The organism is Mucilaginibacter sp. UYNi724, from assembly GCF_054057495.1.
In genome coordinates this window covers 152164-177729 of record NZ_JBSRZI010000011.1, presented here as the reverse complement: position 1 = coordinate 177729, position 25566 = coordinate 152164, and the positions used below count along the sequence as shown (strand labels likewise).

The 25566-nt window shown below is 42.1% G+C and carries 17 protein-coding genes and 1 tRNA gene; 10 read left to right on the top strand and 8 right to left on the bottom strand.

Annotated elements, in window-relative coordinates; all coding sequences use genetic code 11:
• Nucleotides 1-65: 65 nt before the first annotated feature.
• Together ACVW0P_RS16425 and ACVW0P_RS16420 are read left to right on the top strand one after the other, a co-directional pair.
• On the top strand, nt 66-287 hold the full coding sequence (locus tag ACVW0P_RS16425) for an agmatine deiminase family protein (RefSeq protein WP_457133048.1): 222 nt from the start codon (nt 66-68) through the stop codon (nt 285-287).
• A 229-nt stretch (nt 288-516) separates the two neighbouring features.
• Nucleotides 517-1749, top strand: coding sequence for a tyrosine-type recombinase/integrase (locus ACVW0P_RS16420; protein ID WP_457133047.1), 1233 nt, complete (start codon nt 517-519; stop codon nt 1747-1749).
• Here the strand turns inward: ACVW0P_RS16420 and ACVW0P_RS16415 are convergent.
• The 3 genes from ACVW0P_RS16415 to metG form a co-directional block, all read right to left on the bottom strand.
• Complete coding sequence (locus ACVW0P_RS16415) at nt 1746-3005, bottom strand: hypothetical protein (protein ID WP_457133046.1); 1260 nt, start codon at nt 3003-3005, stop codon at nt 1746-1748. The genes ACVW0P_RS16420 and ACVW0P_RS16415 overlap by 4 nt on opposite strands.
• Nucleotides 3006-3145: 140 nt before the next feature.
• Nucleotides 3146-3217: transfer RNA gene (locus tag ACVW0P_RS16410), tRNA-Arg, on the bottom strand.
• Nucleotides 3218-3290: 73 nt separating this feature from the next.
• Entirely contained in the window at nt 3291-5357 is a 2067-nt protein-coding gene (gene metG / locus ACVW0P_RS16405) for a methionine--tRNA ligase (RefSeq protein ID WP_457133045.1), read from the bottom strand.
• Between the two features lie 118 nt (nt 5358-5475).
• Here metG and ACVW0P_RS16400 point away from each other — a divergent pair, with 118 nt between their 5' ends.
• Nucleotides 5476-6393 carry a S66 peptidase family protein gene (locus ACVW0P_RS16400; RefSeq protein ID WP_457133044.1) on the top strand — a complete coding sequence of 306 codons (918 nt, stop codon included), beginning with the start codon at nt 5476-5478 and terminating at the stop codon, nt 6391-6393.
• Nucleotides 6394-6409: 16 nt separating this feature from the next.
• Entirely contained in the window at nt 6410-6817 is a 408-nt protein-coding gene (locus tag ACVW0P_RS16395; protein WP_457133043.1) for a DoxX family protein, read from the top strand.
• A 221-nt stretch (nt 6818-7038) separates the two neighbouring features.
• Here ACVW0P_RS16395 and ACVW0P_RS16390 read toward each other — a convergent pair whose 3' ends face one another.
• From ACVW0P_RS16390 to ACVW0P_RS16380, 3 genes are read right to left on the bottom strand one after another with little or no spacing between them, the layout of a single operon-like run.
• Nucleotides 7039-7920, bottom strand: a complete 882-nt coding sequence (locus ACVW0P_RS16390; protein WP_457133042.1) for a BT_3987 domain-containing protein — start codon at nt 7918-7920, stop codon at nt 7039-7041.
• Between the two features lie 21 nt (nt 7921-7941).
• The gene (locus ACVW0P_RS16385; RefSeq protein ID WP_457133041.1) at nt 7942-9630 is read right to left on the bottom strand and encodes a SusD/RagB family nutrient-binding outer membrane lipoprotein; all 1689 of its coding nucleotides are present in this window, start codon (nt 9628-9630) and stop codon (nt 7942-7944) included.
• Between the two features lie 17 nt (nt 9631-9647).
• On the bottom strand, nt 9648-12755 hold the full coding sequence (locus ACVW0P_RS16380) for a SusC/RagA family TonB-linked outer membrane protein (protein ID WP_457133040.1): 3108 nt from the start codon (nt 12753-12755) through the stop codon (nt 9648-9650).
• A 185-nt stretch (nt 12756-12940) separates the two neighbouring features.
• Here ACVW0P_RS16380 and ACVW0P_RS16375 point away from each other — a divergent pair, with 185 nt between their 5' ends.
• The 4 genes from ACVW0P_RS16375 (at nt 12941) to ACVW0P_RS16360 (ending at nt 17852) form a co-directional block, all read left to right on the top strand.
• Nucleotides 12941-13276 (top strand): PadR family transcriptional regulator, encoded by a 336-nt coding sequence (locus tag ACVW0P_RS16375; protein ID WP_354426955.1) that lies wholly within the window; start codon nt 12941-12943, stop codon nt 13274-13276.
• Between the two features lie 24 nt (nt 13277-13300).
• A complete protein-coding gene (locus ACVW0P_RS16370; RefSeq protein WP_457133039.1) occupies nt 13301-14974 on the top strand; it encodes a PspC domain-containing protein in 1674 nt (557 codons plus the stop codon).
• Nucleotides 14974-15186: a hypothetical protein gene (locus ACVW0P_RS16365; RefSeq protein WP_457133038.1), complete on the top strand. Its 213-nt coding sequence runs from the start codon at nt 14974-14976 to the stop codon at nt 15184-15186. The genes ACVW0P_RS16370 and ACVW0P_RS16365 overlap by 1 nt, the downstream gene beginning before the upstream one ends.
• A gap of 224 nt (nt 15187-15410) precedes the next feature.
• Nucleotides 15411-17852: an outer membrane beta-barrel protein gene (locus ACVW0P_RS16360; RefSeq protein WP_457133037.1), complete on the top strand. Its 2442-nt coding sequence runs from the start codon at nt 15411-15413 to the stop codon at nt 17850-17852.
• A 117-nt stretch (nt 17853-17969) separates the two neighbouring features.
• Here ACVW0P_RS16360 and ACVW0P_RS16355 read toward each other — a convergent pair whose 3' ends face one another.
• Nucleotides 17970-20471, bottom strand: a complete 2502-nt coding sequence (locus ACVW0P_RS16355) for a M14 metallopeptidase family protein (RefSeq protein ID WP_457133036.1) — start codon at nt 20469-20471, stop codon at nt 17970-17972.
• Nucleotides 20472-20570: 99 nt separating this feature from the next.
• Between ACVW0P_RS16355 and recQ the strand changes: the two genes are divergently transcribed.
• A complete protein-coding gene (gene recQ, locus ACVW0P_RS16350) occupies nt 20571-22712 on the top strand; it encodes a DNA helicase RecQ (RefSeq protein ID WP_457133035.1) in 2142 nt (713 codons plus the stop codon).
• Between the two features lie 19 nt (nt 22713-22731).
• Nucleotides 22732-24093, top strand: coding sequence for a UDP-N-acetylmuramoyl-tripeptide--D-alanyl-D-alanine ligase (locus tag ACVW0P_RS16345; protein ID WP_457133034.1), 1362 nt, complete (start codon nt 22732-22734; stop codon nt 24091-24093).
• A 194-nt stretch (nt 24094-24287) separates the two neighbouring features.
• Here the strand turns inward: ACVW0P_RS16345 and ACVW0P_RS16340 are convergent, their stop codons facing one another.
• Nucleotides 24288-25430 (bottom strand): NAD(P)/FAD-dependent oxidoreductase, encoded by a 1143-nt coding sequence (locus ACVW0P_RS16340; protein ID WP_457133033.1) that lies wholly within the window; start codon nt 25428-25430, stop codon nt 24288-24290.
• Nucleotides 25431-25566 lie beyond the last annotated feature (136 nt).

The window sequence follows — 25566 nt, the reverse complement described above, 5'->3', positions numbered from 1 at the left end:
GGTCAGTTTGCCCCGGAATGGGGTGGTCAATTTGACGCGGAATCACTGGTCACATTCCGCCGGAATTGGGTGGTCAATATCAGCGGTATATCCAATATGTAAACTATATCAGGTTTAACGATTGCATTATCATGCCCGAATATTCGTTACCTAAAAATAGCCCGATCGAATATAATTGGATAAATAAAAAATGGTTAGAAAGCCAGGGCTTTAATGTGCTAAGTATTAATTGCGACCAGCTATCCAAATTTGGTGGCTCATTACATTGCATTAGTTTTCAGTCGTAATGAAATCTTTAAATTTTCGAGGCTTTGAAGAAAGGTTTCAAATTTTCGATTAAACTTCATCATAAACCACAAAAAGTCAAAATTTTGTACGAATAATGAGTGTAATAAGACACATCACCCTAAATAATATTGCCTGATAATTTTAAATACGTATCTTTATAACTAATTGATTATTAATATATTATATATAATTATTAAACAATAACAACAAATTAAATAGAAACATATAATGGCTAATGCAACTCCAAAACTGGAAAAAAGAAAAGATAAAAACGGCGAATTAATAGTCAAGAATGTGCCTGTATTAATTGATTTTACTTTTGATGGTAAACGCCTTTGGCTATCTACTGGCGAGCATTGTGATACTAATAAATGGGATGAAAAAAATAACCGGGTTAAACCAAGCGTAACCGGTAGTATGGAAATGAATTTACTTATACAAGCAAAGTGTGACGAAATTCAAAAAGTATATAGGGAAGCAATTATTTCAAACAGGCAACCAACGCCGAGTTACATACGGAACATTTTAAACGCAGACAAAACGGCCAATAAAAAATCATTATTTGCTTTATATGATGAGTTTATTGAAGGATATAAACTAAAAGCTACTAATGCTACGGTAAAGAAGTTAAGTACAAATAGAAAGCACCTTTTTGAATTTGGCCAAAAAACAAGAATGAGCATTGATTTTGATGTTATTGATAATGCCTTCTTTAATAAATATGTCGAATACTTTAAAGTTCAAAAAAAGCATATCAATAGCACCATATCTAAAAATATTAAGATATTGAAATGGTTTTTAGACTGGTCAACTAAGTTAGGTTATAATAAAAATCTTGCATATAAGGCATTTCAAGTAAGAAACCAAGAAGCGGAAATTATCATACTTACCGCCGACGAATTATTTCATTTATATAATTTGGAAATAGAACAGGATTATTTGCGGCAGGTAAGAGATGTATTTTGCTTTTGCTGCTTTACGTCCCTCAGATATTCTGATGTTAAAAACTTAAAAAAGACTGATATAGTCGATGGTTTCATAAACATTACAACAATCAAAACTAAAAGCCGCGTTAATATCCCTCTAATCCCTGAATCAATCGTAATTTTAGATCGTTATAAAAGCTTGATAGGCGCAAGGGCGCTACCAGTTATCAGTAATCAAAAAATGAACGACTACCTCAAGGATATAGGCAAATTAGCTGGATTGAACAGATTAATAAGTAAGGTTAGATATAGAGGTAGTCAGAGGATTGAAAATATATACCCTTTACATGAGCTGCTATCTTCACACATGGGCAGAAAAACGTTTGTGTCGTATATGTTTAAAATGGGAATAGATTCAGAATTAATTAGGGCAATATCTAACCATAAATCTGTATCTTCTTTTGCAAGATATAACAAAATTGATGATGATCAAAAAGCTACGGCTATGACTGTCGCCTTTAGAAAGGTGAGTTAATCTAACCTTGAATGATAGGAAAAGCTTTGGCCAAGCTCTTCAGACAAAAATTTTGCAGCAGCCTTCATGCCAGCTTCAGGAACATCAATTATTTGAGAATGATATGAATCAAGCCCCCTCAAATGGTAATAGCCATCTGCGTATGATTCCGCTATTTCCAGATTAATAAAAGCTTGTGTAATCTCAGAGTTTGAGTCGAAAGTAATGATGTGGGAAAATCCAGATGACCCTTTTTCATTGCCTTTTACATGCTCTTCATAAAATTCAGTTGATGCTTGTAAGCTAATCACGCTAGCCTTCGACCAAGCTATTTTTACTTTTTCAAGCGTTGCTTCAGATACCTTTACTTCCTCAATTTTGGGCAGCTTATGTAATGGCAGATCATCCAATTTAATCAAGTGAACGTCCTTTACTATTGAGCTCAATTCCTCCAATGCCAAAACATAACTATTTGCGATGATTTGAAGATTATATTCTCGTCCATAATTTGTTGACTTTGAATGAAAAAGATTTTTTAAATAGTCGATTACATCTTCTGCTTCTTCAGTAGACCTTACTATGATAATTATTTTACTGAAAGCAATTTTATTATTAGCAGCAAATAGAGGGATTCCTGGAAAATCAAAGGATTCATTTAGATCTGCCCATCGCCATTCACGTTCGTGTGTCCAATTCGTACTTTTATTAGCTCCTAGGTTAGTATACACATATCGATATTGTTCTTTCAGTCCAATTCCGGTTTCCAATGATAGGTTCCGTAATCCTATGCCAAAAAAAGGGTCTTCCTGTTCAGCCTCTTTATGCCGGGTACTCAAGCCATATATTACAGGTCTTGCCCCTGCTTGAAACAATTCATCTTTAATGAAAGCAATTCCGTAATCTTCAATAAAGTTTTCTGCATTCCGGCTTTTCGCATATTCGATAAGGCCGTATAAGGGCATTTCAGTAAAGCAGACCGCAGCCTTCGGGCCATAAATCGTAGGGTTAAAATTTCTATAAGACCATCCTGCTTTTATATATCCATCATGTAATATTTTTTTTAATACATAAAAAGCATAGTCATCCGAAGCTAATCCATATTCCTCTTCTTCATATTTGTTAGTTAAAAATATCGGATTACCATCATATGTAAACCCATCAGGAAAATCCATAGAATCTCCAGTTTCAGGATCAATGCTAAATTCAGCTGGATCATTATTAGGGTTTCTTCTATGTATAAAATGTATAACCCAATTACTTATATCTAATCTACCCATTTTAAGTTTGATTTTTTTACAATTTACATAATCGTCATGACGTGATTAACCATAAAACAGATTTTGTATGGAATCTTGTATGTGAAAAAAAGAAATCCGCGAATTTTACGGGAAATTTCGCGGATTTCGGTGAAAGTTAGTGGTCCTGACGAGAATCGAACTCATATCTAAAGTTTAGGAAACTTCTATTCTATCCGTTGAACTACAGGACCGGTATTTAAAGAATTGCAAAGGTGCAAATTTTGAATGAGTTAGTCAAACCAATTTGTACATCTGCCTAGTGGCTTATCGTATTACAGATCCATTCGGCATTTCATCCGCCGGGGCAACAAAACTTAGCTTGCCTTCGGCATTCTCTGCCATCAATATCATCCCCTGCGACATGATGCCTTTTATCTCCCTCGGTTCCAGGTTTACAAGGATGCTTACTTGCTTGCCAATAATGGCCTCAGGCTCGTAATGCTCTGCAATACCCGATACTACGGTGCGTTGGTCGATGCCGGTATCTATCGTCAGTTTTAAAAGCTTTTTAGTTTTGGCAACCTTTTCGGCAGTTAGGATAGTCCCGGTACGGATATCCATATTTACAAACTCATCGAAAGTGATATTGGTTTTTGCAGGTGCTGTAACGGGTGTTACCACAACATTAGACGCCGCTTTTTTATCAGCCAGTTTTTGCACTTGTTTTTCTATTGCCTCGTCCTCTACCTTCTCAAATAACAAAGCAGCCGGGTTAAGTTGATGGCCGTTGGCAAATTCAAGTTCCCGGTCAAAAGTAACAGCATCTAAATTTAGCATACCAAATATCTTGGTTGCAGTTGCCGGTAAAAATGGCTGCAGGGAAGTTGCAATATGGCCTATTAATATTAAACTGTTATGTAAGGCTGCTTTAGCGGCCTCTGGGTCAGTTTTAATTGTCTTCCATGGCTCTTGCTCGGTAAGGTAACGGTTGCCAAGGCGTGCCATATCCATCACGTTCTGCATGGCTGCACGGAAACGGTAACTTTCCAGGTTTTTTCCCAAATCGTCGTAGTAACCGCCAAGTTCGGCATTTACTTTGGCATCGGTAAGCTTTATGTTGCCATCGTTGCTCTCTACCTTACCATCGTAGTACTTGTGCATCAATATCATTACGCGGTTAACGTAGTTACCCAAAATGGCAACCAATTCGTTATTTACGCGTGCCTGGTAATCTTTCCATGTAAATTCGCTATCACTGGTTTCTGGTAATATCGATGTTAGTACATAACGCAGTTCGTCCTGCTTGCCAGGGAACTCTTCCAGGTACTCGTGCAGCCAAACCGCGTGGTTACGGGATGTGGAAAGCTTATCGCCCTCCAGGTTCAAAAACTCGTTGGCCGGTACGTTTTGTGGTAATATATAATCGCCATGCGCTTTCAATATCGCCGGGAAGATGATACAATGGAACACGATGTTATCCTTACCAATAAAATGCATAAGGCAGGCATCATCTTCGGTATTGGCTTGCCTTTTCCAATACAGCTGCCAGTCCTTACCGTTATCAATAGCCCACTGTTTGGTGGCAGATACATAGCCTATCGGCGCATCCATCCACACATAAAGTTTTTTGCCTTTGGCTTCTTCTAACGGAACGTCTATCCCCCAATCCAGGTCGCGGGTCATAGACCTTGGCTGCAAGCCCGATTTTAACCACGATCGGCATTGTCCAAATACGTTAACTTTCCACTCACCTTCTTTCTCATCTATCCATTTCTCTAACCAGGGCTGGTATTTATCCAATGGTAAATACCAATGCTTGGTAGGCTTCAGGATCGGTTTTTTGTTACTCAGGGTCGATATTGGGTCGATAAGATCCGTTGGATTTAACGACGTGCCGCAGTTCTCGCACTGATCACCGTAGGCTTTATCGTAGCTGCAAACAGGGCAGGTTCCCGTAATGTATCTATCGGCCAAAAACTGGTCGAAATCTTCATCGTAATATTGTTCGGAGAATTTCTCGATGAACTCACCTTTCTCGTAAAGGTTCAGGAAAAACTCTTGCGAAAGATCGTGATGGATGGGTGATGAGGTGCGGTGATAAATATCAAACGCTATCCCAAACTCCTCAAAACTATCTTTTATTTGGTTGTGGTATTTATCAATAATAGCCTGCGGCGTGGTGCCCTCTTTTTTAGCCTTTATGGTGATGGCAGCACCATGCTCATCGGACCCGCAGATGTACACAACATCCTTTTTCATTAGCCGCAGGTAACGTACAAAAATATCTGCCGGCAGGTATGCGCCCGCCAAGTGGCCAATGTGCAGCGGCCCGTTTGCGTAAGGCAAAGCCGATGTAATGGTGTATCTTTTATATTTATTAAGTTGCGACATTAAACAGGGATGTTTATTAATTTGCAAAGATAACTTTTTAGTCGGTAAGACGGAAAGTCCGTATGACCGGAAGACGGAAGTTGATCACTCAAAAGCACAAATTTAATTATTCAGAATTATGCCGGCCAACGGAACATACCCTCTTACCCCACCATACCTAAAAAAAGGCGATAAGGTAGCTATTACCTGCCCCGCCAAAAAACTGCCCGTCCCTATGACGGATGCGGTTAATTTGCTTGAGTCATGGGGATTGGAAGTGATATTAGGCGATACCGTTACCGCAAGTTTCCATCAATTTGCCGGTGATGATGCTACACGCGCTGCCGATTTGCAACGCTTTATTGATGATGACAGCATTAAAGCCATTATATGTGCCCGTGGGGGGTATGGTACTATACGCATGGTAGACCTGGTAGATTTTGGTAAGCTTGCAACTAACCCAAAATGGCTGGTGGGTTTCAGCGATATTACCCTGCTGCACTCGCACGTAATAAGTAATTATAGTTTGCCCTGCATACACGGGCAAATGCCTTTGAATATTCCCGATGCATCCGCATACTCTTTAAAAACCCTCAGAAAAGCGCTATTTGGCGAGCAACTGAACTACTACTTACCCCCCGAGCCGTTAAACCGCATGGGCACCGCCGGCGGTATCTTAATTGGCGGCAACCTTTCGCTGCTGCTGGCCGTAATTAATTCGGTAAGTGATATGGATTACAGCGGTAAGGTGTTGTTTATTGAAGACGTGGGCGAATACCTGTACGCAATAGACCGGCTGCTGCGGGCCCTTAAACGTGCCGGTAAACTTAAAAACCTTGCCGGGCTTATTGTGGGTGGCTTTACCGATCTAAAAGATAACGACATTCCGTTCGGCCAATCATTGCCCGAGATAGTGAATGATGTTGTTGCCGAATACGATTACCCCGTATGCTTTAATTTCCCGGCAGGGCATATATCAAATAATTGCAGTTTGGTGTTGGGCAAGGCTATAAACCTATCGGTAAAAACAGAAGGCGTAGAAATAAGTTATTCATAAATTAACACACTCAATTATGGCGTACTTAAGTAAATTAAGCCAGTATAAAGATCTAGGACTGCTCATCATCCGGGTAGGGCTTGGCGCAATGTTCATCTTCCACGGTTATCCCAAATTAACTGGCGGTATCAATGCCTGGGCAGGGTTAGGTGTATCAACAAAATATGTCGGCATCCACTTCGCACCGGTATTTTGGGGTTTTGCTGCGGCTTTGGTAGAAACCCTGGGTGGGTTTTTGATTGTTGTAGGGCTTACGTTCAGGCCGGTGTGTTTACTATTGGTTATAAACCTTATTGTTGCCGCGGCAACGCACTTTGGTAAGGGCGATGGCATGCAGGGCGCGGCACACGCCATAGAAGATGCCATAATGTTTGCAGGTTTGTTCTTTATCGGGCCGGGCAAATATAGTGTAGATAAGAAATAAAGCAGTCTGTTGATTTACGAACGCTTTTTATAATTATTTAATAAGTCCAACTATCGTACAGAATTGATGTGTTGTTATAACCGGCGTGCCAAATTCCTCCCGTCTGTAACTTATATGTTTCCCAACGCCGTGGTGATAGCTCTAAACCGTACAAAACAATTGCCTTAAACAAAAAAGCCGCCCCAAAATTCAGGGCGGCTTTTTATATACAATAGATTGTATTAATCTATGCGTTTCAGGTCTTCCTGAATTATGCGGAAACCGCCACCGCCACTATATCTAATATTCAAGTGGAAAGTTTTGGTAGCAGGATCGTATGTATTTGTCTTACCAGGAACTGTACTAAGTGGCTGTGTAGCACTTAATGAACCAACTACAGTTACACTGTTATCAGCGTTAACAGTAAGATTCATAGAGCTACCAACGTCAGCTATACTTGTTGATACTGTATTAGCATCTACTGTAAGTAAACGTTTGTCAGCGTCAAGATCCCTTGATGAAGCTGCAACCGGGTGGGTAAACCTACCCGATGAATGATAATTAGCATCATACTGATTTTTAACGTTAACCTTAGCTAATATAGTACCATAGTTACCGCTAATAGTGGCACCATCTGCATCAGTAATGCTGATTGGGATAGTGATTTTGGTAAAATCAACAACTTGGTTTGTTTTAACCTTAATGTGTACCGTTACTTTACGCTGTCCTTTAGGTATTACAACACCTGTTGGCAAGGTGTATAAATTTGCCGGCATTACACCAAGTACAACTGTTTTTCTGTCTCTCTCAAGACGTTCAGCTACATATTGCGCTACCGCTTCGGGCTTAACACCAAAGGTGATTTTCAGGTCTTTTGGAGCTGCTTCACCACCTGTGTAATTAATGTCAAATGGTACATCTGTTTCCGCCGCCGCGTCGTATGCTCTTTCGAACAAAGCATATGTACTACCTACCGGTGAAGCAGGTAATTCCACCAATGACGATGAAAACTCTACAACAGCTGGGGAATTATTGGGGGTTAAGTTTGTTTTATCATCCTTTAAACAAGATGTTAATCCTGTAACAGCAAGGGTGAATAATATAACGTTATAATACTTTTTCATTTTATCTTATTTAAATGATTCTTAATTCAAATCGTAAAACACACGAGATGTATATGGGCTTATACCTTGAGGTACATTTGTCGGATTTAGCGCATATTCTGAAGAAGGATACAGCACCCTAACAGGTAATTTATCTGGATGTGTTGACTGTGATTGTACCGAAGCAAATGTAGTGTACTTGTCGCCAGCTACAACTTTAGGATAGCCTGTTCTTCTGTAATCAGACCAACCTTCGTTGCTATGGATGTAGTTTTCAGAGATCCATTTTTGCGTGATAATAGCTTCCAGTTTTTGAGCAGTAGTTGTAGCTAAGTTAAAGTTAGCTAAATAGCTGGTAGAGTTAACGTCGCCGTCTGTTCTGTAGAAACCTACATCTGAATCATCTAAACCGTATTTAATGATACCAAAGTGATCGGGGCTGATTGACTCATCCTGAGCAGTGTATAAGTATTTAAAAGATTGATCGATACCGGTGTAAAAATTATTTTCTGCAGCTGCTGGTGTACCTGCTATCGAGAAAAGATTTGCTTCAGCCTGTAAAAAATAACTTTCAGAAGAAAGCATTAATGGCATTGCAGCTTTTGGGCCTTTTAAAATACCCAAAGCATCTCCTGATGTACCGGCTTTAGACCCTACATACCAAACTGTACCGTTTGGAGATCCTGGAACAAATGAATCGACTATACCCAATTGGTTAGCTGTTGTAAGGCTTGAGTAAGTAATACCCTGACCAGTTACGCGGTTCAAAAGTTTAGTTCCATTATAAAAACCAACCGCATAAAAAGTTGGTATAGTTGTTAACTGGCTTGCACCGCCGGTTGCATTGTAAGCATAAGCATTCCATGCAGGGTTTTGTTTACCATCTTGGCCGGCGTAATCCGGCTGTACTTTAACATCGTATTTAATAAATGTTGCTCCAACCAGTTTCGCTTTCTCAGCATTAAAAGTAGTAGCAAAACTTGGTACTTCACGGGTACGTACAAGCATTTTAAGTTTCAACGTGTTTGCAAATTCAGTCCACATGGCAGAAGGGAAACCATCTGCAGCTTCAAAATTAACATTATTTGCTGCACCACCAGCTGTTTCACCAGCGCCGAACACGATATCGATCCTGCTGCTGTTAGGGCTTGTAGACGTTTTAATTGTTTTTTGAGGATCGTTAGCAAGCGCTAATGAAGCAATTGCCTCGTTGATCTCTCCAAATAAACCTTTGTAAACGTCTTCGGCTTTGTCATATTTTGGAGCAAGGTTACCTAATCCTTTTAATGCTTCGCTGTAAGGCACATCATTGTACACATCAATTAAGCGTAAGTAACAAAACGCTTTCATTATTTTAGCAATCGCGTTGTAGTTTTTGTAAACGCCGGTTGCATCTGTTTTGTTAATGATGGTTTGGTAATCGTTAAGGTTGTTAAAACTTTGAGACCACAAGCCGATGTTATCCTGAGTTGAGTAATTGTAAGTTAAAACCGAACCAAAACCACCGTAACCACCAGCATTTGCCTGGTAACCACCAGCCCACGCACCGTAACTGTTAAAAGTTACGTTGGTAGCTGCCGTTTGGGCTAACGCTGCAGGTAAAATTAGATCTGGCGTCACATCAATAGGAGAGTTTGGATTGTTATTCACATCCAGATACTTTTTACATGAGGTAGCAGCAATTAAGCACCCCCCCAAAAGTATCATACTAAATATTTTTATCCTTTTCATTTCTGTTTGTGTTAAAATTATAATGTAACTGTTAAGGTAGCTCCATAGTAACGTGTTGGAGGCGTTTGGCTTAACGAAGTAATACCTATAGCGTTACCATCGCTGAAGTTAAGCTCAGGGTCGGTATAGATGTTTGATTTAGGTACCCACAAGAACAAGTTACGACCTTGTGCACTGATGCTTACACCTTTGATAGCTTTTTGACCCGCTAACAAAGTTTTAGGCAAATCATAAGACAGCGATACCTCACGCAGTTTCCAAGATGCACCACTATAGATGTAGTTAGTAGCAACATTTCTGTTAAAATTACCATCAGGGAAGAAACCAGCACCACCGTCAGATACAGTAATATTGGTGTTTGGAACGTATGAGTTGCTTGCAGCGTCAAAGTATGATGAATTAGGGAATACAAAACGCTCACGGTTGTAGTAAGCTGTTCTGATACCTGAACCAGAGAAGTCAAAACCACCTGCACCGTCATTGTAAATAACGAAACCACCACGGTATTCCGCAAGGGCGAATAACCTTAATGATTTGTATTTCACCTCAACGTTTAAGCCTAAACGGTGTTTAGGGTTAGTGTTACCCAAAATAGTTTGTGCTGAGTTAGCAATTGGGTAACCAGTAGTCCTGTCAATCACAACACGGCCTTGAGGATCACGTTGATAATCGATACCCTGTAACATCGGATATGTCATGCCTGTAATTGCGTAAACCTGTGCGTTACCGCCGCTGCTTAGTGCTAATTGTTTCAAGTCACCGCTTATTTCAGTTACTTTATTATCGCTAAAAGTGTAGTTAGCACCCAAAGTTAATTGCCAATCAGCGGTTTTTAAAGGGATAACACTTAACACTGCCTCGATACCTTCGTTTTTCACATTCCCTGTGTTAGTAAGGAACGAGGTATAACCCGTTGCGTTAGAAACGCCAGTTGGCACAGTTTGATCTTTAGTGTTTGTTTTGTAATAAGTTACGCTTGAAGAGATACGCTCATCAAGAAATAGCGCATCAAAACCACCCTCAAAACCTGTAGTGATCTCCGGGCGTAAGCTTGGAGATACCAATTGACCGCTGATCCTGTAACCAGGGCCAGTACTAAATGGATAACCAGCTGCCTGCCCGTAAGTAGGTATGTTAGAGTAAGCGCCGATGTTTGCCTGACCTACTTTAGAGATAGATGCACGGATTTTTAAGCTGCTTAAAATATGGCTATTTTTTAATTCTTCGAACGCGGTGGTTGGAATGAATGAAGCACTTAACGAAGGATAAAAGAATGAACGGTTCTGAACAGCTAATACTGAAGTCCAATCGTTACGGCCTGTACCTTCTAAGGTTAAGTAGTCTTTATAAGTTAACCTTAAATCCGCGTATATACCCAGTTGGTGCCTAACAGCAGAACTTTGACTACCATTAACGTTCGGAGTGTAACGTTGAGAAACGTTAAACAGATCGCGTTGGATCAAACCACTTGCATTAACATTCTGTGCATTATCATTGTTCCCACGCATTTGGCCACCTGCAGTGAATGATGCTTTGATATCGCCAAATGTTTTAGCGTAAGTACCTTGCAACTCAGACAATAATTGAGTTGTGTAAGAACTATTATCGCTAACGCTACCTGGGATATTGTTGTTGCCGTTAAATTTATCGCCTGCTACAGTGTATGGAGTAAATACAAATTTGTTAGAGTAAATCTTCTCTGAAGTGTTGTATGTAGAGATACCCACACGGCCTGTAAACGTTAATTCAGAAATAGGTTTCCATTTCAACTCCACCTTACCGATCAAATAATCATTACGAGTCTTTTGACGGTTGTTGTCTTTAGCATAGTAAGGGTTATCATAATAATCATTGTAGAAACCATTAGGGTTAGCATACTCATTGTTTCTCCAATCTTTGTAATCAGTGATTCGTATGTTATCCGGTTGGTTCAACAAATTATCATAGATAGTGCCGGTAGCAGAAGTGATATCGTAACGGTTTTGCACGTAATTAGCAGTATAATCCATGCTTACTTTGTTACCAAGATCGCGTGTACCATTTAAACGTACCGAAACCCTGTTGTATTTATCACCCGGAGTTGTACCATTTTGAGTTACATACTGACCTGATAAGTAAACAGTAGATTTTTCATCGCCTGATTGTAAGGTGAAATCTGACTGGTTCATAACACCTGTTTCCCAAAAATCATTCTTTGAATTGGTTGCAGAGTAAGGAACGATCTGTTGATCACCATTCTCAAGCACCCTGCCAATTGGTTTTAAAGAACCATCAAAGGCCGGGCCATACTGTTGGTTTTCAAAAGGAATGTACTCCTGGATACCTGAAGTTGAACCAGAACCAAATTTGTTTTGCACTTTAGGAAAAAAGCTTACCTGCTCTAAACTTGTAGTGTTTGAAAAACGAATTGAAGTCTGTCCTTTTTTACCTTTTTTGGTTGTGATCAAAATCGCACCGTTTGATGCATCAGAACCATAAAGGGCCGCACCAGAAGAGCCGTTTAACACCTGGATGTCTTCGATATCTTCCGGGTTAAGATTGGTTAAAACCGCGTTTGGAACAATGATATTATCCAAAACGATCAAGGCCTGGTTGTTACCAAGTAATGAACGGTTACCACGTAGCACAATACGTACTTGTGGGTTTACACCAGAACTTACAACGTTAACTTGCAAACCTGCAACTTTACCAGATAATGCTGCTGCAACACTTGGTGTTTTACCTTGTGTAATAGCCTGGCTTTTTAATTGGGTTGTGGCGTAACCCTGTGTGCTTTTTTGTACCTGCAAACCTGCAGCTGCAATTACCACTTCGCCCAACTGGTTAGCGCTTGAGCCTAAAGAAACGCTTAGCGCGTCGCTTGAACCAATATTAGCGGTTTGTTTTTGAAAACCGATAAATGAGAAGCTTAATGATTTTGCCGAAGCAGGAACACTAAGACTAAATTTACCAGATGCATTGGTTTGGGTACCAATTGAGGTTCCGTTTACTTGAACACTTACTCCCGGTAACGGTAAACCGTCATCCTTTGAAGTAACTGTACCAGTAATTGTACGATTTTGTGCATACACCTGCGTTACACATAACATCAGGAAACACAAACTTACTAGTAGAAGTTTTTTCATGTTTGTTAATAATAAGATCAGTTAATAGTTAATTAATCATAAAAGTACTGTTCCACTATCAATAAATCAAATAAAAAAGTAAAAAAAGGTGCTTTTTCATAAAAATATTTTAAAAAAATTAAAAAAGATAAAAAATACAGTACTATGTATTGCATAATACATTCCAAAACATATATCTTTGCATTATGATTGTTGAAAATACACAAACCCAAATGAGGAAAGGCATACTGGAGTACTGCATTCTTTCCGTTATAGCAAAGGGCGAGATCTACGCATCAGACATAATTGCTGAGCTTAAGAAAGCCCGCTTGCTTGTGGTTGAGGGTACGCTATACCCTTTATTAACCCGATTAAAGAACAATGGCCTACTTTCTTACAACTGGGTGGAATCGACATCCGGGCCGCCACGAAAGTACTATGTGCTTAGTGATGAAGGCCGTAAGGTGCTCGAGCAGCTCGACGGTACCTGGAAGGAACTGGCCTTTGCCGTAGAAACCGCAATTGGCAACAGAAACAATTAATAAACAACAAATTACCACCCCATCATGAATAAGACTATAATCATAAATATAAACGGCATTGTTTTCCATATAGAGGAGGACGCCTACGAGATACTTAAAAGCTACATGACCGATGTGCAGCGCCACTTCCTGAACTCGGCAGATAGCCTGGAAATTACAACCGATATTGAGAACCGCATTGCCGAAATGTTTAACGAGACCCTGCTTAAAGAGGGCAAACAGGTTATTGTTATACAGGATGTAAAAACCGTTGTTGAGCAAATGGGCTCGGTAGAGGATTTTGAAATAGAGGAAGACGGCGCAAAACCGCATGCGCAGCAAGCTTTTACCTACGGCAACGAGCCCCGCCGCCTGTTCCGCGACCCGGACGACCACTTGGTTGCCGGCGTATGCTCGGGCATAGCTAACTACTTTGATTTCAACCCGGTTTGGATACGTTTGTTGTTTGCCATTTCGGTAGCATTTTTTGGCACCGGCTTTATAATTTACGTTATACTATGGATAGTAATTCCTAAGGCCATTACCCGTGCCGACCGCATGGCTATGAAAGGCCAAAAGCAGGATCTGCAGGGTTTTAAAAACAACTTCGAAGAAGAGCTGAATACGATTAAAGGCAGCCTGCACAACTTTCATAACGAAGCCCGCCCTTTTGTTTACAAAACCCGCGATTTTGCCGGTGATATTTTTGGCCACTTTGGTAATTTTTTAGGCGGTGCCGGTAAGGTTTTTGGCAAACTGATAGCCATTGCACTTATCGCCAGCGCATTCGCGGGTATCATAGCACTCATTATAGTTACCGTATCTGCTTTTGCATACGGCAATTTCAACATGGGCATTTATCGCATCTTCCCTTTTAACATTGCCAACCAGCACGTTAATAACATATTTATAGTTTGCGCATTGCTAATGTCAATTATACCTTTGCTTGCAATTATCTTAACACTTATCCATTATGTGTTTCGTGGTAATGTTATCAACCGCACCGCGGGATCTGCATTGTTAATGACCTGGATCATCGCTTTAAGCATCGTTATATATTACACCGCTAAAACATCTGCAGACTTTAAAGAGTACGCCAGCTTTAGCCAAACCATAAACATCAAACCATCTGCCGATAGTACTTATTACTTAAAGCTCAATGATATTAAATTCCTGACGAAGGAAGACAGCGTCCGCCTGAGGGTTAAAGAGGATTTTGGTAACCGTGTTATCCTTGATGATGACGACGATAACAACATGGACATGCCCGATAAAAACATAGATATCACAATTGAGAAAAGTGACGTGGTTGAGCCCGTTCTTGTAGAATCTTTTAGTGCCCGTGGCAGCGATTACCAGGAAGCCCTTTACAACGCACGTGGCACCAACTATCAGTTTGTGCAGGAAGGTAACGTTCTTAAATTTAACCGCCGTTTAGAAAAACAAGGCGACCGGTTATGGCGCGCCCAAAGGTTACATTTAACCCTCAGGATCCCGTTAAATTCAAAAGTTGTTGTTGACGACCAGATAGACCGCTTTTTAAGGGATATTGACTATTACGGCTGCAACAGCACCAACAAACGCGACGACCATTCGCCTGCAAAATTTATTATGACCGATAACGGTTTGCAATGTAAGGTAGATACGCTGGTTATCCCGCAAACGCCGCAACAAAAAGTTATTGCAGATAGTACTGCAAAAGCAAACGCCGGGCAATAATGGAACCCATCATAAAATATATAAGCCTGCTGTTATTCAGCGGGCTTATATTACCATTTTATAATTCATCTACTCATAAAAATCATGTATTGCCGCATACTACAAAAACGGCATTGGCATCAAACAAAACGCGTGCGGCAACCCCCGGCCATGCACATAGCTTTATATATCAGGATATTGCAGAAATACTGTTCCCACAGCTAATAAATTAACATTTATCTGTAACCTTTAGTACCCTTTTACCATCTTATAACAAAGACATCAACATGTTGGCATATTGCCCGCATACAACATAAACCTACAGCCATGCATACACCTACACAATATATCATATAGCCCGGCGATATAACCGCCCCAATAATTCAAGTTTTATTGCCCATTCAAAAAATCGAAAGAAAATCCTTCGCAGGGCTCGTATTGCCTAAATTTTACAACCATGAAAACTCGCATCACCAAACTACTATATATAATAGTACTGCTTATAAGTAGTACTATAGCTAATGCACAAAGCACAAAACCGGCAACAGTAAACGGTCTGCTTTTAAACGAGCAAGCAAAACCAATGGACTATGCCACCGTTACCCTTTTACGGGCCAAAGACTCGTCTGTAGTAAAAGGTACGCTTACAAACGATGCCGGGAAATACGTTTTCGACCGTGTTATGGCAGGCAAGTACCTCGTTAAAGCAACCAATGTAGGCTATAAACCATCTTTTAGCCCCGCTTTTGACGTTACCGGCGATGCCACCAGCGCGCCAGCCATAACCATGCAACAAACCAGTCGCGATCTGCTGGGGGTTACCATCACCTCGGCTAAACCACTTATCGAACGTAAATTTGACCGCACGGTAATGAATGTGGAGAATAGTGTACTTGCCGCGGGCAACTCTGCTTTAGAGATCCTGGAACGCGCACCGGGTGTTACTATAGATAAGGACGATAACATCACCCTTAAAGGTAAGCAGGGTGTAACCGTGATGATAAACGATAAACTTACCTACTTATCGTCCACCCAGTTGGCTGCCATGTTAAGGTCTACCGATGGCAGCACCATTCAATCGATAGAGGTGATCACCAACCCATCATCAAAGTACGATGCATCGGGTAACTCGGGTATTATTAACATAAAACTTAAAAAGAATAAGCAAAGCGGCACCAACGGCAGCTTAACAGCCGGCGCAGGTTACGGGAAAAACTTCAGGGACAACACCAGCCTAACCATAAACCATAAATCAGGAAACCTGAATCTATTTGGTACGCTTAGCCGTGGCGATATTACCCGCCAAAATGTTTTGGACATTAACCGTACCGTAGTAAGTGGGCCAACTACGCGTTACTTCACCCAGAACACTATAATGAAAAAGCCGGTACATTATAACAATTACCGGGTGGGTGCAGATTATAATACATCGGCTACCAATACCCTGGGTTTTGTGGTAAGCGGCGATTACACCAACGAAGTGAATAACAATACCAGCCGCACCAACATTGGTTCGGTACCAATGGGGATAGATTCATTCCAGAACACCCTTACCGGCATCAAACAAACTTACCGCAACATTGCCGTAAACCTGAATGATAAATGGGTAATAGACACAGCCGGCCAGGAACTGAGTATCGACCTTGATTATTCTAAATTTAAGAACAACTCCTTCGCCAATTACGATACATACTTTTTCCTGCCGGATGGCAGCACACAAAAGCCATCATTGTATTTGCGTAACCAAACACCATCAACCATCAGCATTTATACTGCCAAGGCTGATTATACCTACCCGCTTAGCAAAAGTTTGAAACTTGAAACGGGTGTAAAATTTAGTTCGGTAAAAACGGATAACAACCTGCAGGCCGAGATTGAACAAGGTGGAGCATTTATGAACGACCCATCGCGCACCAACCGGTTTGTTTATGATGAAAAGGTGAACGCGGCATATGTAAACCTTGGCAAAACGTTTAAGAAAACATCAATACAAGCAGGCTTACGTGCCGAGAACACCATATCTACGGGTAACCTCATCACTAATGACCAGATAGTGCACCGATCTTACCTTGACCTTTTCCCAACTTTGTTTATTAACCAAACTTTATCTGATAAGCATGAGGTTGGCTTAAGCTATAGCCGCCGCATCGACCGCCCGAGTTATGACAACCTTAACCCCTTCATTTATTACCTGGACCAGTACACTTACGAAAAAGGCAACCCGTTTCTTAAACCACAGTACACCAACACCTTCGAACTTATCTACACCTACAATAAAACCGTTAACGTAACCCTTGGCTACAGCCGCACCACAGATGCAAGTGTGGATGTTTTGTACACCGATACCGTGAAGAAAGCAACTTTCCAAACCAACGAAAACCTGGCAACACGCGATAATTATAACATCAATATCAATACGCCTTACACCATTACCAAATGGTGGACGGGAAATGTTAATGTGGATGGTTTTTACCAGAATTTTAAGTCGCCGGTGCTTTTGGGCCAGGCGCTAAACAACGGGCAGTTCTCTTTCCAGGGCCGCGCAACGCAAACGTTTATGGTACCGGGATATAAATTAGAAGTGACTGGCAATTACCAGTCAGCCCAAAGCTATAGCATCTTCAAAATAAAATCGCAATACGCGATAGACGCCGGCATCAGCCACTCGTTCTACCAGAAAAAGATGAATATTAAACTGGCAGTGTCCGACATATTTGACACCCGTAAAAGCAGGGTGAGTACCAACTTTTCGGTCACCAATCTAAACCTGGTGCAGAAAAACGAAACCCGTATTGCCCGCATAACCTTTACTTACAACTTTGGCAACAACAAGATAAAAGCCCGCCAGCACCAAACCGGTGCCGAAGACGAAAAAGGCAGAGTGAAGAGCGGAGGGTAAGTTTGCAGTAGGCAGTTCGCACCAAAACAAAAAAGCGATGGACGTATAGTTCATCGCTTTTTGTTTTGTCGGGCTAATAATAATCAGCAAACTGCTAACAGCAAACTGCAAACTGTCTTACTGCCCTACCATAAAAACGGCATTGCTAAACAGCAGTTTGCCATTTTCCCAAAAGCTGCGGAACAACGGGTCGTCTACCAAATAAACTACCGAGCCGCGGCCTATGGATTGTACGCCAAGCAGCATACCGTTGTTTATTTTTTGTTTGGATTGCACACCGGCAAAGCCGGCCACATATCCATTCTTTTCTATAGTGCCAACATTCCAATTGTCATCGCCAAGCAGATCATAAATATCATCGCTTAGTTTTAAAGAGTAATAATAATTAGGGAAACCAAAGCCAAGCGGATGGGTATTGTCCATATTCAGCTTAAATATAGCACCGGGGATGCTGGAGCGGATGGCATCGCGGTTACGGTCGGCATAAAGTTTAACGCTTGGCTTGGCTTTCGGATCGGCCTTATCATCTTTTTTACTTTCCTTCTTTTTAATATCGAAGCCTTTTTTATCAACCAACGATGCTACCGCATTTTCTAATGCGATAAGTTTGCCACCATCACTAACCCACTTTTGCAGGTTGTCTGCTGTAAGATCGTTATACCTACCGTCGGGCATAATCAGCACATCATAATCTGCCAGTTTAATGCGGTTAATATCCTGGTAACGGATCAGGTTGATGGGATAACCAATTTGCTGTTCAAAAAAGTGCCAAACCTCGCCCATCGCTTCCGAGTTAATGCCATCCCCGGTAATTAATGCAACGTGTGGCTGTTTAATAAATTTTACATCGTACGATCCAATATCCGACCCCTTATCTACAAACCCGGATGATAGCGGCGTAATCTCGTGGCCCATATCGGCAGCAAGTTGGGTAACTATGCGGTCAAAATCTATTTTCTCGTTCCCGGCACGGGTAACCAATAAGGAGCCTGCGGTGAACTTTTTACCCTTGGCCTCAAAAGGCAACTCCGAGTAACGTACCTTAATATTCTTCTTCAGTAAAGCCGATAAAAACCTGACATCGGCAACAGATTGCCACGCCGATACATAAGCATATGCCCTGGTATTTGTTAATGCAGCAGGTTTAACCACGCTCGAATTGGTGTTGGCCGGTTTATAAGATTCTTTTACACCATAAGCTTTTAACCCATAAGCATAAGGCAGTGCCCAGGCGGTAATATCATACGTTGCCGAATCGGGGATAAAGGTTTTTGGCTCCAGCAACACATGCAGTAATACCGATTTTGGCTGATAAGCATTTACCACCAGGTCATTAGGCTCTACATTATATTGCTCGGTAGCGCCTGTAAAGTAATTGTAACCGGTTACCGACTTGTTAGCCAGCCCGTAACCAAACTGGATGCCATTGCGGGTAAGCATTTTTGCCAGTTCGTTCACCTTTTCATTATTGTCGTTTTTAATTACGTAGGTTTTGTATTGGCCCGGTGGGTTTTGGCGGCTGTTATCATAAAATTTCTTAAACTCATCTACTACCTTTTGGGCATTTGCAGATACAACATCTACGGTGCTTAAGCCTGTTGTGTGATGGTGCGAAACCCTTTGCGCCAAAGTAAGCGTATCACCGCTGCGGGTAACAACCGCAAGCCCCCCGCTAATGCCCCCCTGCTCGTAAGTCATCCCTATCGAGCCGTTATAAAGCGGGTAAGTATCGCCGTATGATGGGTAAAGCAGGTCAAACTCCTGTTTGGTAAAATACATCCAGCCATTTTGGTCGAAATATTTGGCGTTGTTTTTACCAATCACCACCTGGAAATCGCGCTGCCATTGGGTAATATCCTTGTGGTATGGTTCGGCAGCCGGGGCAAAGTAGTATGGGTTATTGTAGCCCTGTTCGTGAAAATCTACATGCACTTCGGGCAGCCATTGGTTAAAAAGGCCAACACGTGCCTGCGTTTCCTTTTGTGCCTGCCATGCCCAGTCGCGATTCAAATCAAAGTAATAATGGTTTACGCGGCCGCCCGGCCAGGGCTCCATGTGCTCGCGCGATAATGGGCTGGCATCAGGCGTTATACCACCTACCGAATTATAAAAGTTCACGTAACGGTCGCGCCCATCTGGGTTAAGGCATGGGTCAATAACTACCACGCTGTTTGTTAACCATTCCTTCGATTTTGCGTTCGATGGATCGGCCAAGTCAAACAAGGTCCACATCGCGGCCTCGCTCGATGCCGGTTCGTTGCCGTGTACATTATAACTTAGCCAGGTAATTACCGGCGAATTTGGCGTAATAGCACCGCTCTCTACGCCCGCAATGCGCAGGTTATTGTGGCGGATCTCTTCCAGTCTTTTAATGTTATCATCACTTGCGATGAACATGGCCAGCAACGGGCGGCCTTCGTTTGTGGTGCCAAATTGCTGTAATTGCACGTTCTTAGCCGTTTGGGCAACGTATTTAAAATACTCTACCACACGGTAGTGCGGGGTAAACTTATCGCCAAGTTTATATCCTAAAAATTGCTCGGGCGATTGTAGCTGCTGCGCGAAAACAGGGATACCGCAGAGCGCGGCTATCAAAACAAAGAGTAGCTTTTTTATCATGTATAAAATGCTTGTGTCAGTAAAGGCTAATCTAAAGATATTTTTTTGAGGTTTCATCATAAGGCTATTAATTCAAATCTGCACTTTTGCATACACACCATGACGCCCATACAAGCCCTTCAAAAATATTTCGGATACTCAGAGTTCAGGCTTTCGCAGGAAGCCATCATAGCCAACGTCTTAAATAATAAAGACACTCTGGCGCTAATGCCAACAGGCGGTGGCAAGTCCCTTTGTTACCAGTTACCTGCCGTATTGCTTGGTGGTTTAACCATCGTAATATCGCCACTGATAGCCTTAATGAAAGACCAGGTAGACAGCCTGAACCTTACCGGCATCCCCGCGGCGTTCCTAAACTCCAGCCAGAGTGCCGAGGAGCAAAAGGACATTGCCATACAGCTGCGCGATAACAAATTGAAATTGCTGTATTTAGCCCCAGAACGTTTGTTTGGTGCCGATAACCGTATGATGGCTTTTTTGCATACCCTAAACGTGGTGCAGATAGCTATTGATGAGGCGCACTGTATCTCGCAATGGGGCCACGACTTCCGCCCCGAGTACCTGATGCTGGCGGGGTTGAAAAAAGAATTTCCCGGAGTACCGGTAATAGCCCTTACTGCTACCGCCGATAAGCTTACCCAAAAAGATATTTTAGAAAAACTAAACCTGCATCAGCCTGCGGTTTTTATATCCTCATTTAACCGCGAGAACATTACGTACCGCGTCATCCCCAAAAAGAACAGTTTTAACCAACTTTTAGGCTTTTTAGAGTCGCATAAAGATGATTCGGGGATCATCTATTGTCTTTCCCGGAAGTCGACAGAAGCCCTGGCGGATGACTTAAAAGAAGAGGGCTTCGCTGCGGCAGCCTACCACGCCGGGCTAACCAACGAGGTAAAGGCACGCAACCAGGAAGCTTTTTTGAAAGATGAGATCAAGATCATTGTGGCAACCATCGCCTTTGGTATGGGTATCAACAAAAGCAATGTGCGCTACGTGGTGCATATGGACCTGCCCAAAAACATAGAAGGCTATTACCAGGAAACCGGCCGTGCAGGCAGGGATGGTTTGGCTTCTAATGCGCTATTGCTTTACTCGCCCGGCGATGCCATTAAATTGCGTGGATTTGCTACGGTAGAAAACAACAAAGAGCAAAGTGCCATTATGCTAAAAAAGCTGGATGACATGGTAAATTACTGCCAGCTGCACGCCTGCCGCCGCCAGTATTTGATGCATTATTTTGACGAAGCATTCCCGGATAATTGCGGCTCCTGCGATTTTTGCCTGAGCGAGTTTACCAAATTTGATGGTACGCTTATCGCCCAAAAAGCACTCTCTGCGGTGGCAAGATTAAAGGAGCGTTTCGGCACAACATACCTCATCGATTTCCTTCGTGGTTCAAGAAGTGAGAAGATCTGGGCCGACCATAAAGCACTTAAAACATATGGCGCAGGCGCAGATATCAGCAAGGCCGACTGGCAGCGCTACCTACGCGAACTGATCTCGCAAGGATTTTTGCAAAGCGTTGACGAAGGTTTCCCAACTATCCGCCTTACCCCAAAAAGCGAAGCCGTTTTAAAGGGCGATCTAAAGGTTGAACTGATAGCAAGCCAGGTTACAGATGAGCAGGAACAGGAAGTGCTGAATTATGAGGCTGAATTACTGGCCGATCTGCGCAAAAAGCGACAGGAAATTGCCCTTGGCGAGAACCTGCCTGCTGATATAATATTAACAGATGCTACATTATTAGAAATTGCCACTTATCTACCACAAAAAATGGACGAGTTACGATTGATTTCGGGTTTCAGTGATGCAAAGCTTGCTAAATACGGCCGCGAGTTTTTGGCTATCGTAACTAATTATAGCGTTGCGAAAGGGCTGCCATCGCGCATTAAACAGAAATCGGTTAAGCGCGAGCGCAAACCAAAAATTAAAAAGGGTAAGGTATCAGATACCTTTCAGTTTACTTATACCCTATATAAAGAGGGTAAAAGCGTTACCGAGATCTCGCACGAGCGCGGTTTATCGCCAACCACAATTGAAGGCCACCTGAGCCGTTTTATACAAACCGGCGAACTTGACGTATTCGAATTTGTTAACGAAAATAAGATCCCGGCTATAAAAGAAGCGGTTGAAAGTTATGGCAGCGCCATGCTGTCGCCTATTAAAGAAGTTTTGGGTGATGCTTATACATACGGAGAAATTAAAGCCGTTATTGCCTGGATGAACAGAGAAGCGTAATTTAGTTTACAATTTTATCATGAAAACAACCACCGAACAACTATACAAGCTATTTATCCAACACCCGGTTATCAGTACAGATACCCGTAAAATTGCGCCCGGCGGCTTATTTTTCGCGTTAAAAGGCGATAAATTTGATGCGAATACTTTTGCGCCACAGGCAGTTGAAGCAGGTGCGGCCTATGCAATTATCGATAACCCCGAATATGCAACCGGCGAAAAGTTTTTATTGGTTGGTGATGTTCTTACCGCTTTACAGGACCTGGCAAGGCACCACCGCAGGCAGTTAACCATCCCGGTTATTGGCCTTACCGGCACCAATGGCAAAACCACAACAAAGGAATTGATCAAAGCCGTGCTATCGCAAAAGTTTAAAACGCTGGCAACACAGGGCAATCTAAATAACCACATCGGTGTACCATTAACCATTCTTGCTATCGATACATCGCACCAAATGGCGGTGATAGAAATGGGTGCCAATCATCAAAAAGAGATAGCCCTGTTATGCACCATCGCGCAGCCAACCCACGGGTTAATCACCAACGTAGGTAAAGCCCACTTAGAGGGTTTCGGCGGGGTCGAGGGAGTTAAAATAGGTAAAGGGGAACTGTATGATTATTTAGCTAAGTCGGAAAGTCCGGCAGACGGGAAGTCCGAAACACAGAAGATAGCTTTTGTAAATAGCGATGACAAGGTGCTTACAGACATGCAGGAAGCACGTGCCTTAAAAAACGTGGTTCACTACGGCAAAACCATGAATAGTAATAACCTGGTGAGCGGTAAATTGCTGGATAACTCCCCTTTTTTAACGCTGAAGTGGCACGATAAAACAAGTTCGTCTTACAACGTGCAGTCGCAGCTTACCGGGGCCTATAACCTGGATAATATTTTGGCTGCCATTTGTATCGGGCGTTTCTTTAGGCTTTCGTCCGACGAGATCGACCAGGGCATTGAGGGTTATCAGCCCAAAAACAACCGCTCGCAGATCACTAAAACAGCTACCAATACCCTCATTTGCGATTTTTACAACGCTAACCCAAGCAGCATGTTCGTAGCTATCGAAAACATGGATAAGGTACAGGCTGATCATAAGGTGATGATCCTGGGCGATATGTTCGAGATGGGTTTAGAATCGGCGGTTGAACATACTTCGGTTATCCAAAAAGCCATGGCGGCCCAGGTGGATGAGCGAATTTTTATCGGCAAAGATTTCTCCAGCCAGCAAACCGAGGTGGATAATACCAATCTCATCAATACCACTTTTTACATGACTGCCGAAGATGCGATGATAGGCCTTAAACAAAGCCCGATAACCAATGCAACGGTGCTGATAAAAGGCTCCCGCGGCATGGCTTTGGAAAGGTTGGTGGAGTTGTTGTAGACGTGTTCACAATTTCAAATTGTAAATCATTGAACTTCAATGGATTAGTAACACATCTTAAAAACACAAAATGCAAAACGCTAATATTCAATTAATTATAAAAAAATTGCGTTTGTTCACTACCGTGAACGTGAACACATAAGACACTGCAATACAAACAGTTGAATTTTTAATTGATTTTAAACGCGAAAAAATTAAGCTTTAAGTACTAACTCTGCCACTTCCTCTCCTACCAAACTACCCATCGCCACACCCATACCATTGCAGCGCACGGCGCAAAATATATTGGGTTCTACTTGCTTCACTATCGGGCTTATCTCTTCGCCAAAACCCATGATACCGCTCCACCAATAATCAATTTCTACATTTTGGCCGGGGAGGATAACTTCGTTCAGATATTGGGTAAGTTTTTGCTTTACAGCATCAGTATGGCCAAATTCAGGGGTTTCTTCGGCGGCGAAATCAATGTTGCGCCCGCCACCAAAAAGTATACGGCCATCTATATTGCGGAAGTAGTAATACCCCTCCTGAAAATGATAAGTGCCCTTTAGTTTCAACTTCTTGATAGGTTTGGTAACCAATACCTGCCCACGGCCGGGGGTAACCTTTAATTCGGGGTAAAGTTGTTTGGCAAAAGCGTTAGTTGCCATAATAACCTTTTTCGCCTTAAAATTGCCCTGCGGGGATGTTAGATGGATCTGGTCGCCTTGATCATGGATGGCCGAAATCTCGCAACCGTTTAATACCATAACATCCTTTTGATAGCACTTATTAAGCAGTGCGCGCATCATCTTACCGGTATGGATCTGTCCTTCAAATGGATTGTAGATCATCCTTGATATCCCCGTAAAACCGAAACTTGCAATTTTAGCATTTGCAACGGTATAAATATCATTCCCGTCAATAGCAGGTTTTAATAATTTATTCAATCGGGTTAGATTATCTATAGCCTCATCAGCCTGCGTTTCTTCACCACTCATAAATAACTCGTAACCACCGTGCTGGTGGTAGTCAATATTAACATCGCCCAGGTTTTGGCGCAGGCGTTGCAGTCCGCGCCATTTGTAGTTAGCCAGGCGGGCAACTTCCTCCTCAGGGGTATGCTTAAGCAATTCCAACTGCTCCGAAACCGTGCCGAAACAGGCAAAACCAGCGTTTTTTGTACTTGCGCCGCTTGGTAAAAATCCCCGCTCTAAAACCAGCACTTTTAAATTGGGTTCGAGGGTTTTTAAATGCAGGGCGGCACTCAAGCCAACAATGCCACTGCCGATAATGATCACATCGGCATTATCAATAAACGCGGTACGTTCCCAGTAGGAAAAATTATGGTTATCCATTAAATCAAATGTAGTCTATCGTCCTCAGTCCAATGCGCTTCTTAAAATAAATAAAATTTAACTGTAGCGTTAGTTAATAGGGTTGCGTAATGCAATTGATCGTTCTATTGATTTTGCATTACAACGTATTGCATAT

Bases quoted from the DNA above. Each gene is read 5' to 3' on its own strand.
- ACVW0P_RS16420 (WP_457133047.1), top strand. From the start codon at position 517: ATGGCTAATGCAACTCCAAAACTGGAAAAAAGAAAAGATAAAAACGGC.
- ACVW0P_RS16415 (WP_457133046.1), bottom strand. From the start codon at position 3,005: ATGGGTAGATTAGATATAAGTAATTGGGTTATACATTTTATACATAGA.
- metG (WP_457133045.1), bottom strand. From the start codon at position 5,357: ATGTCGCAACTTAATAAATATAAAAGATACACCATTACATCGGCTTTG.
- ACVW0P_RS16400 (WP_457133044.1), top strand. From the start codon at position 5,476: ATGCCGGCCAACGGAACATACCCTCTTACCCCACCATACCTAAAAAAA.
- ACVW0P_RS16395 (WP_457133043.1), top strand. From the start codon at position 6,410: ATGGCGTACTTAAGTAAATTAAGCCAGTATAAAGATCTAGGACTGCTC.
- ACVW0P_RS16390 (WP_457133042.1), bottom strand. From the start codon at position 7,920: ATGAAAAAGTATTATAACGTTATATTATTCACCCTTGCTGTTACAGGA.
- ACVW0P_RS16385 (WP_457133041.1), bottom strand. From the start codon at position 9,630: ATGAAAAGGATAAAAATATTTAGTATGATACTTTTGGGGGGGTGCTTA.
- ACVW0P_RS16380 (WP_457133040.1), bottom strand. From the start codon at position 12,755: ATGAAAAAACTTCTACTAGTAAGTTTGTGTTTCCTGATGTTATGTGTA.
- ACVW0P_RS16375 (WP_354426955.1), top strand. From the start codon at position 12,941: ATGATTGTTGAAAATACACAAACCCAAATGAGGAAAGGCATACTGGAG.
- ACVW0P_RS16370 (WP_457133039.1), top strand. From the start codon at position 13,301: ATGAATAAGACTATAATCATAAATATAAACGGCATTGTTTTCCATATA.
- ACVW0P_RS16365 (WP_457133038.1), top strand. From the start codon at position 14,974: ATGGAACCCATCATAAAATATATAAGCCTGCTGTTATTCAGCGGGCTT.
- ACVW0P_RS16360 (WP_457133037.1), top strand. From the start codon at position 15,411: ATGAAAACTCGCATCACCAAACTACTATATATAATAGTACTGCTTATA.
- ACVW0P_RS16355 (WP_457133036.1), bottom strand. From the start codon at position 20,471: ATGATAAAAAAGCTACTCTTTGTTTTGATAGCCGCGCTCTGCGGTATC.
- recQ (WP_457133035.1), top strand. From the start codon at position 20,571: ATGACGCCCATACAAGCCCTTCAAAAATATTTCGGATACTCAGAGTTC.
- ACVW0P_RS16345 (WP_457133034.1), top strand. From the start codon at position 22,732: ATGAAAACAACCACCGAACAACTATACAAGCTATTTATCCAACACCCG.
- ACVW0P_RS16340 (WP_457133033.1), bottom strand. From the start codon at position 25,430: ATGGATAACCATAATTTTTCCTACTGGGAACGTACCGCGTTTATTGAT.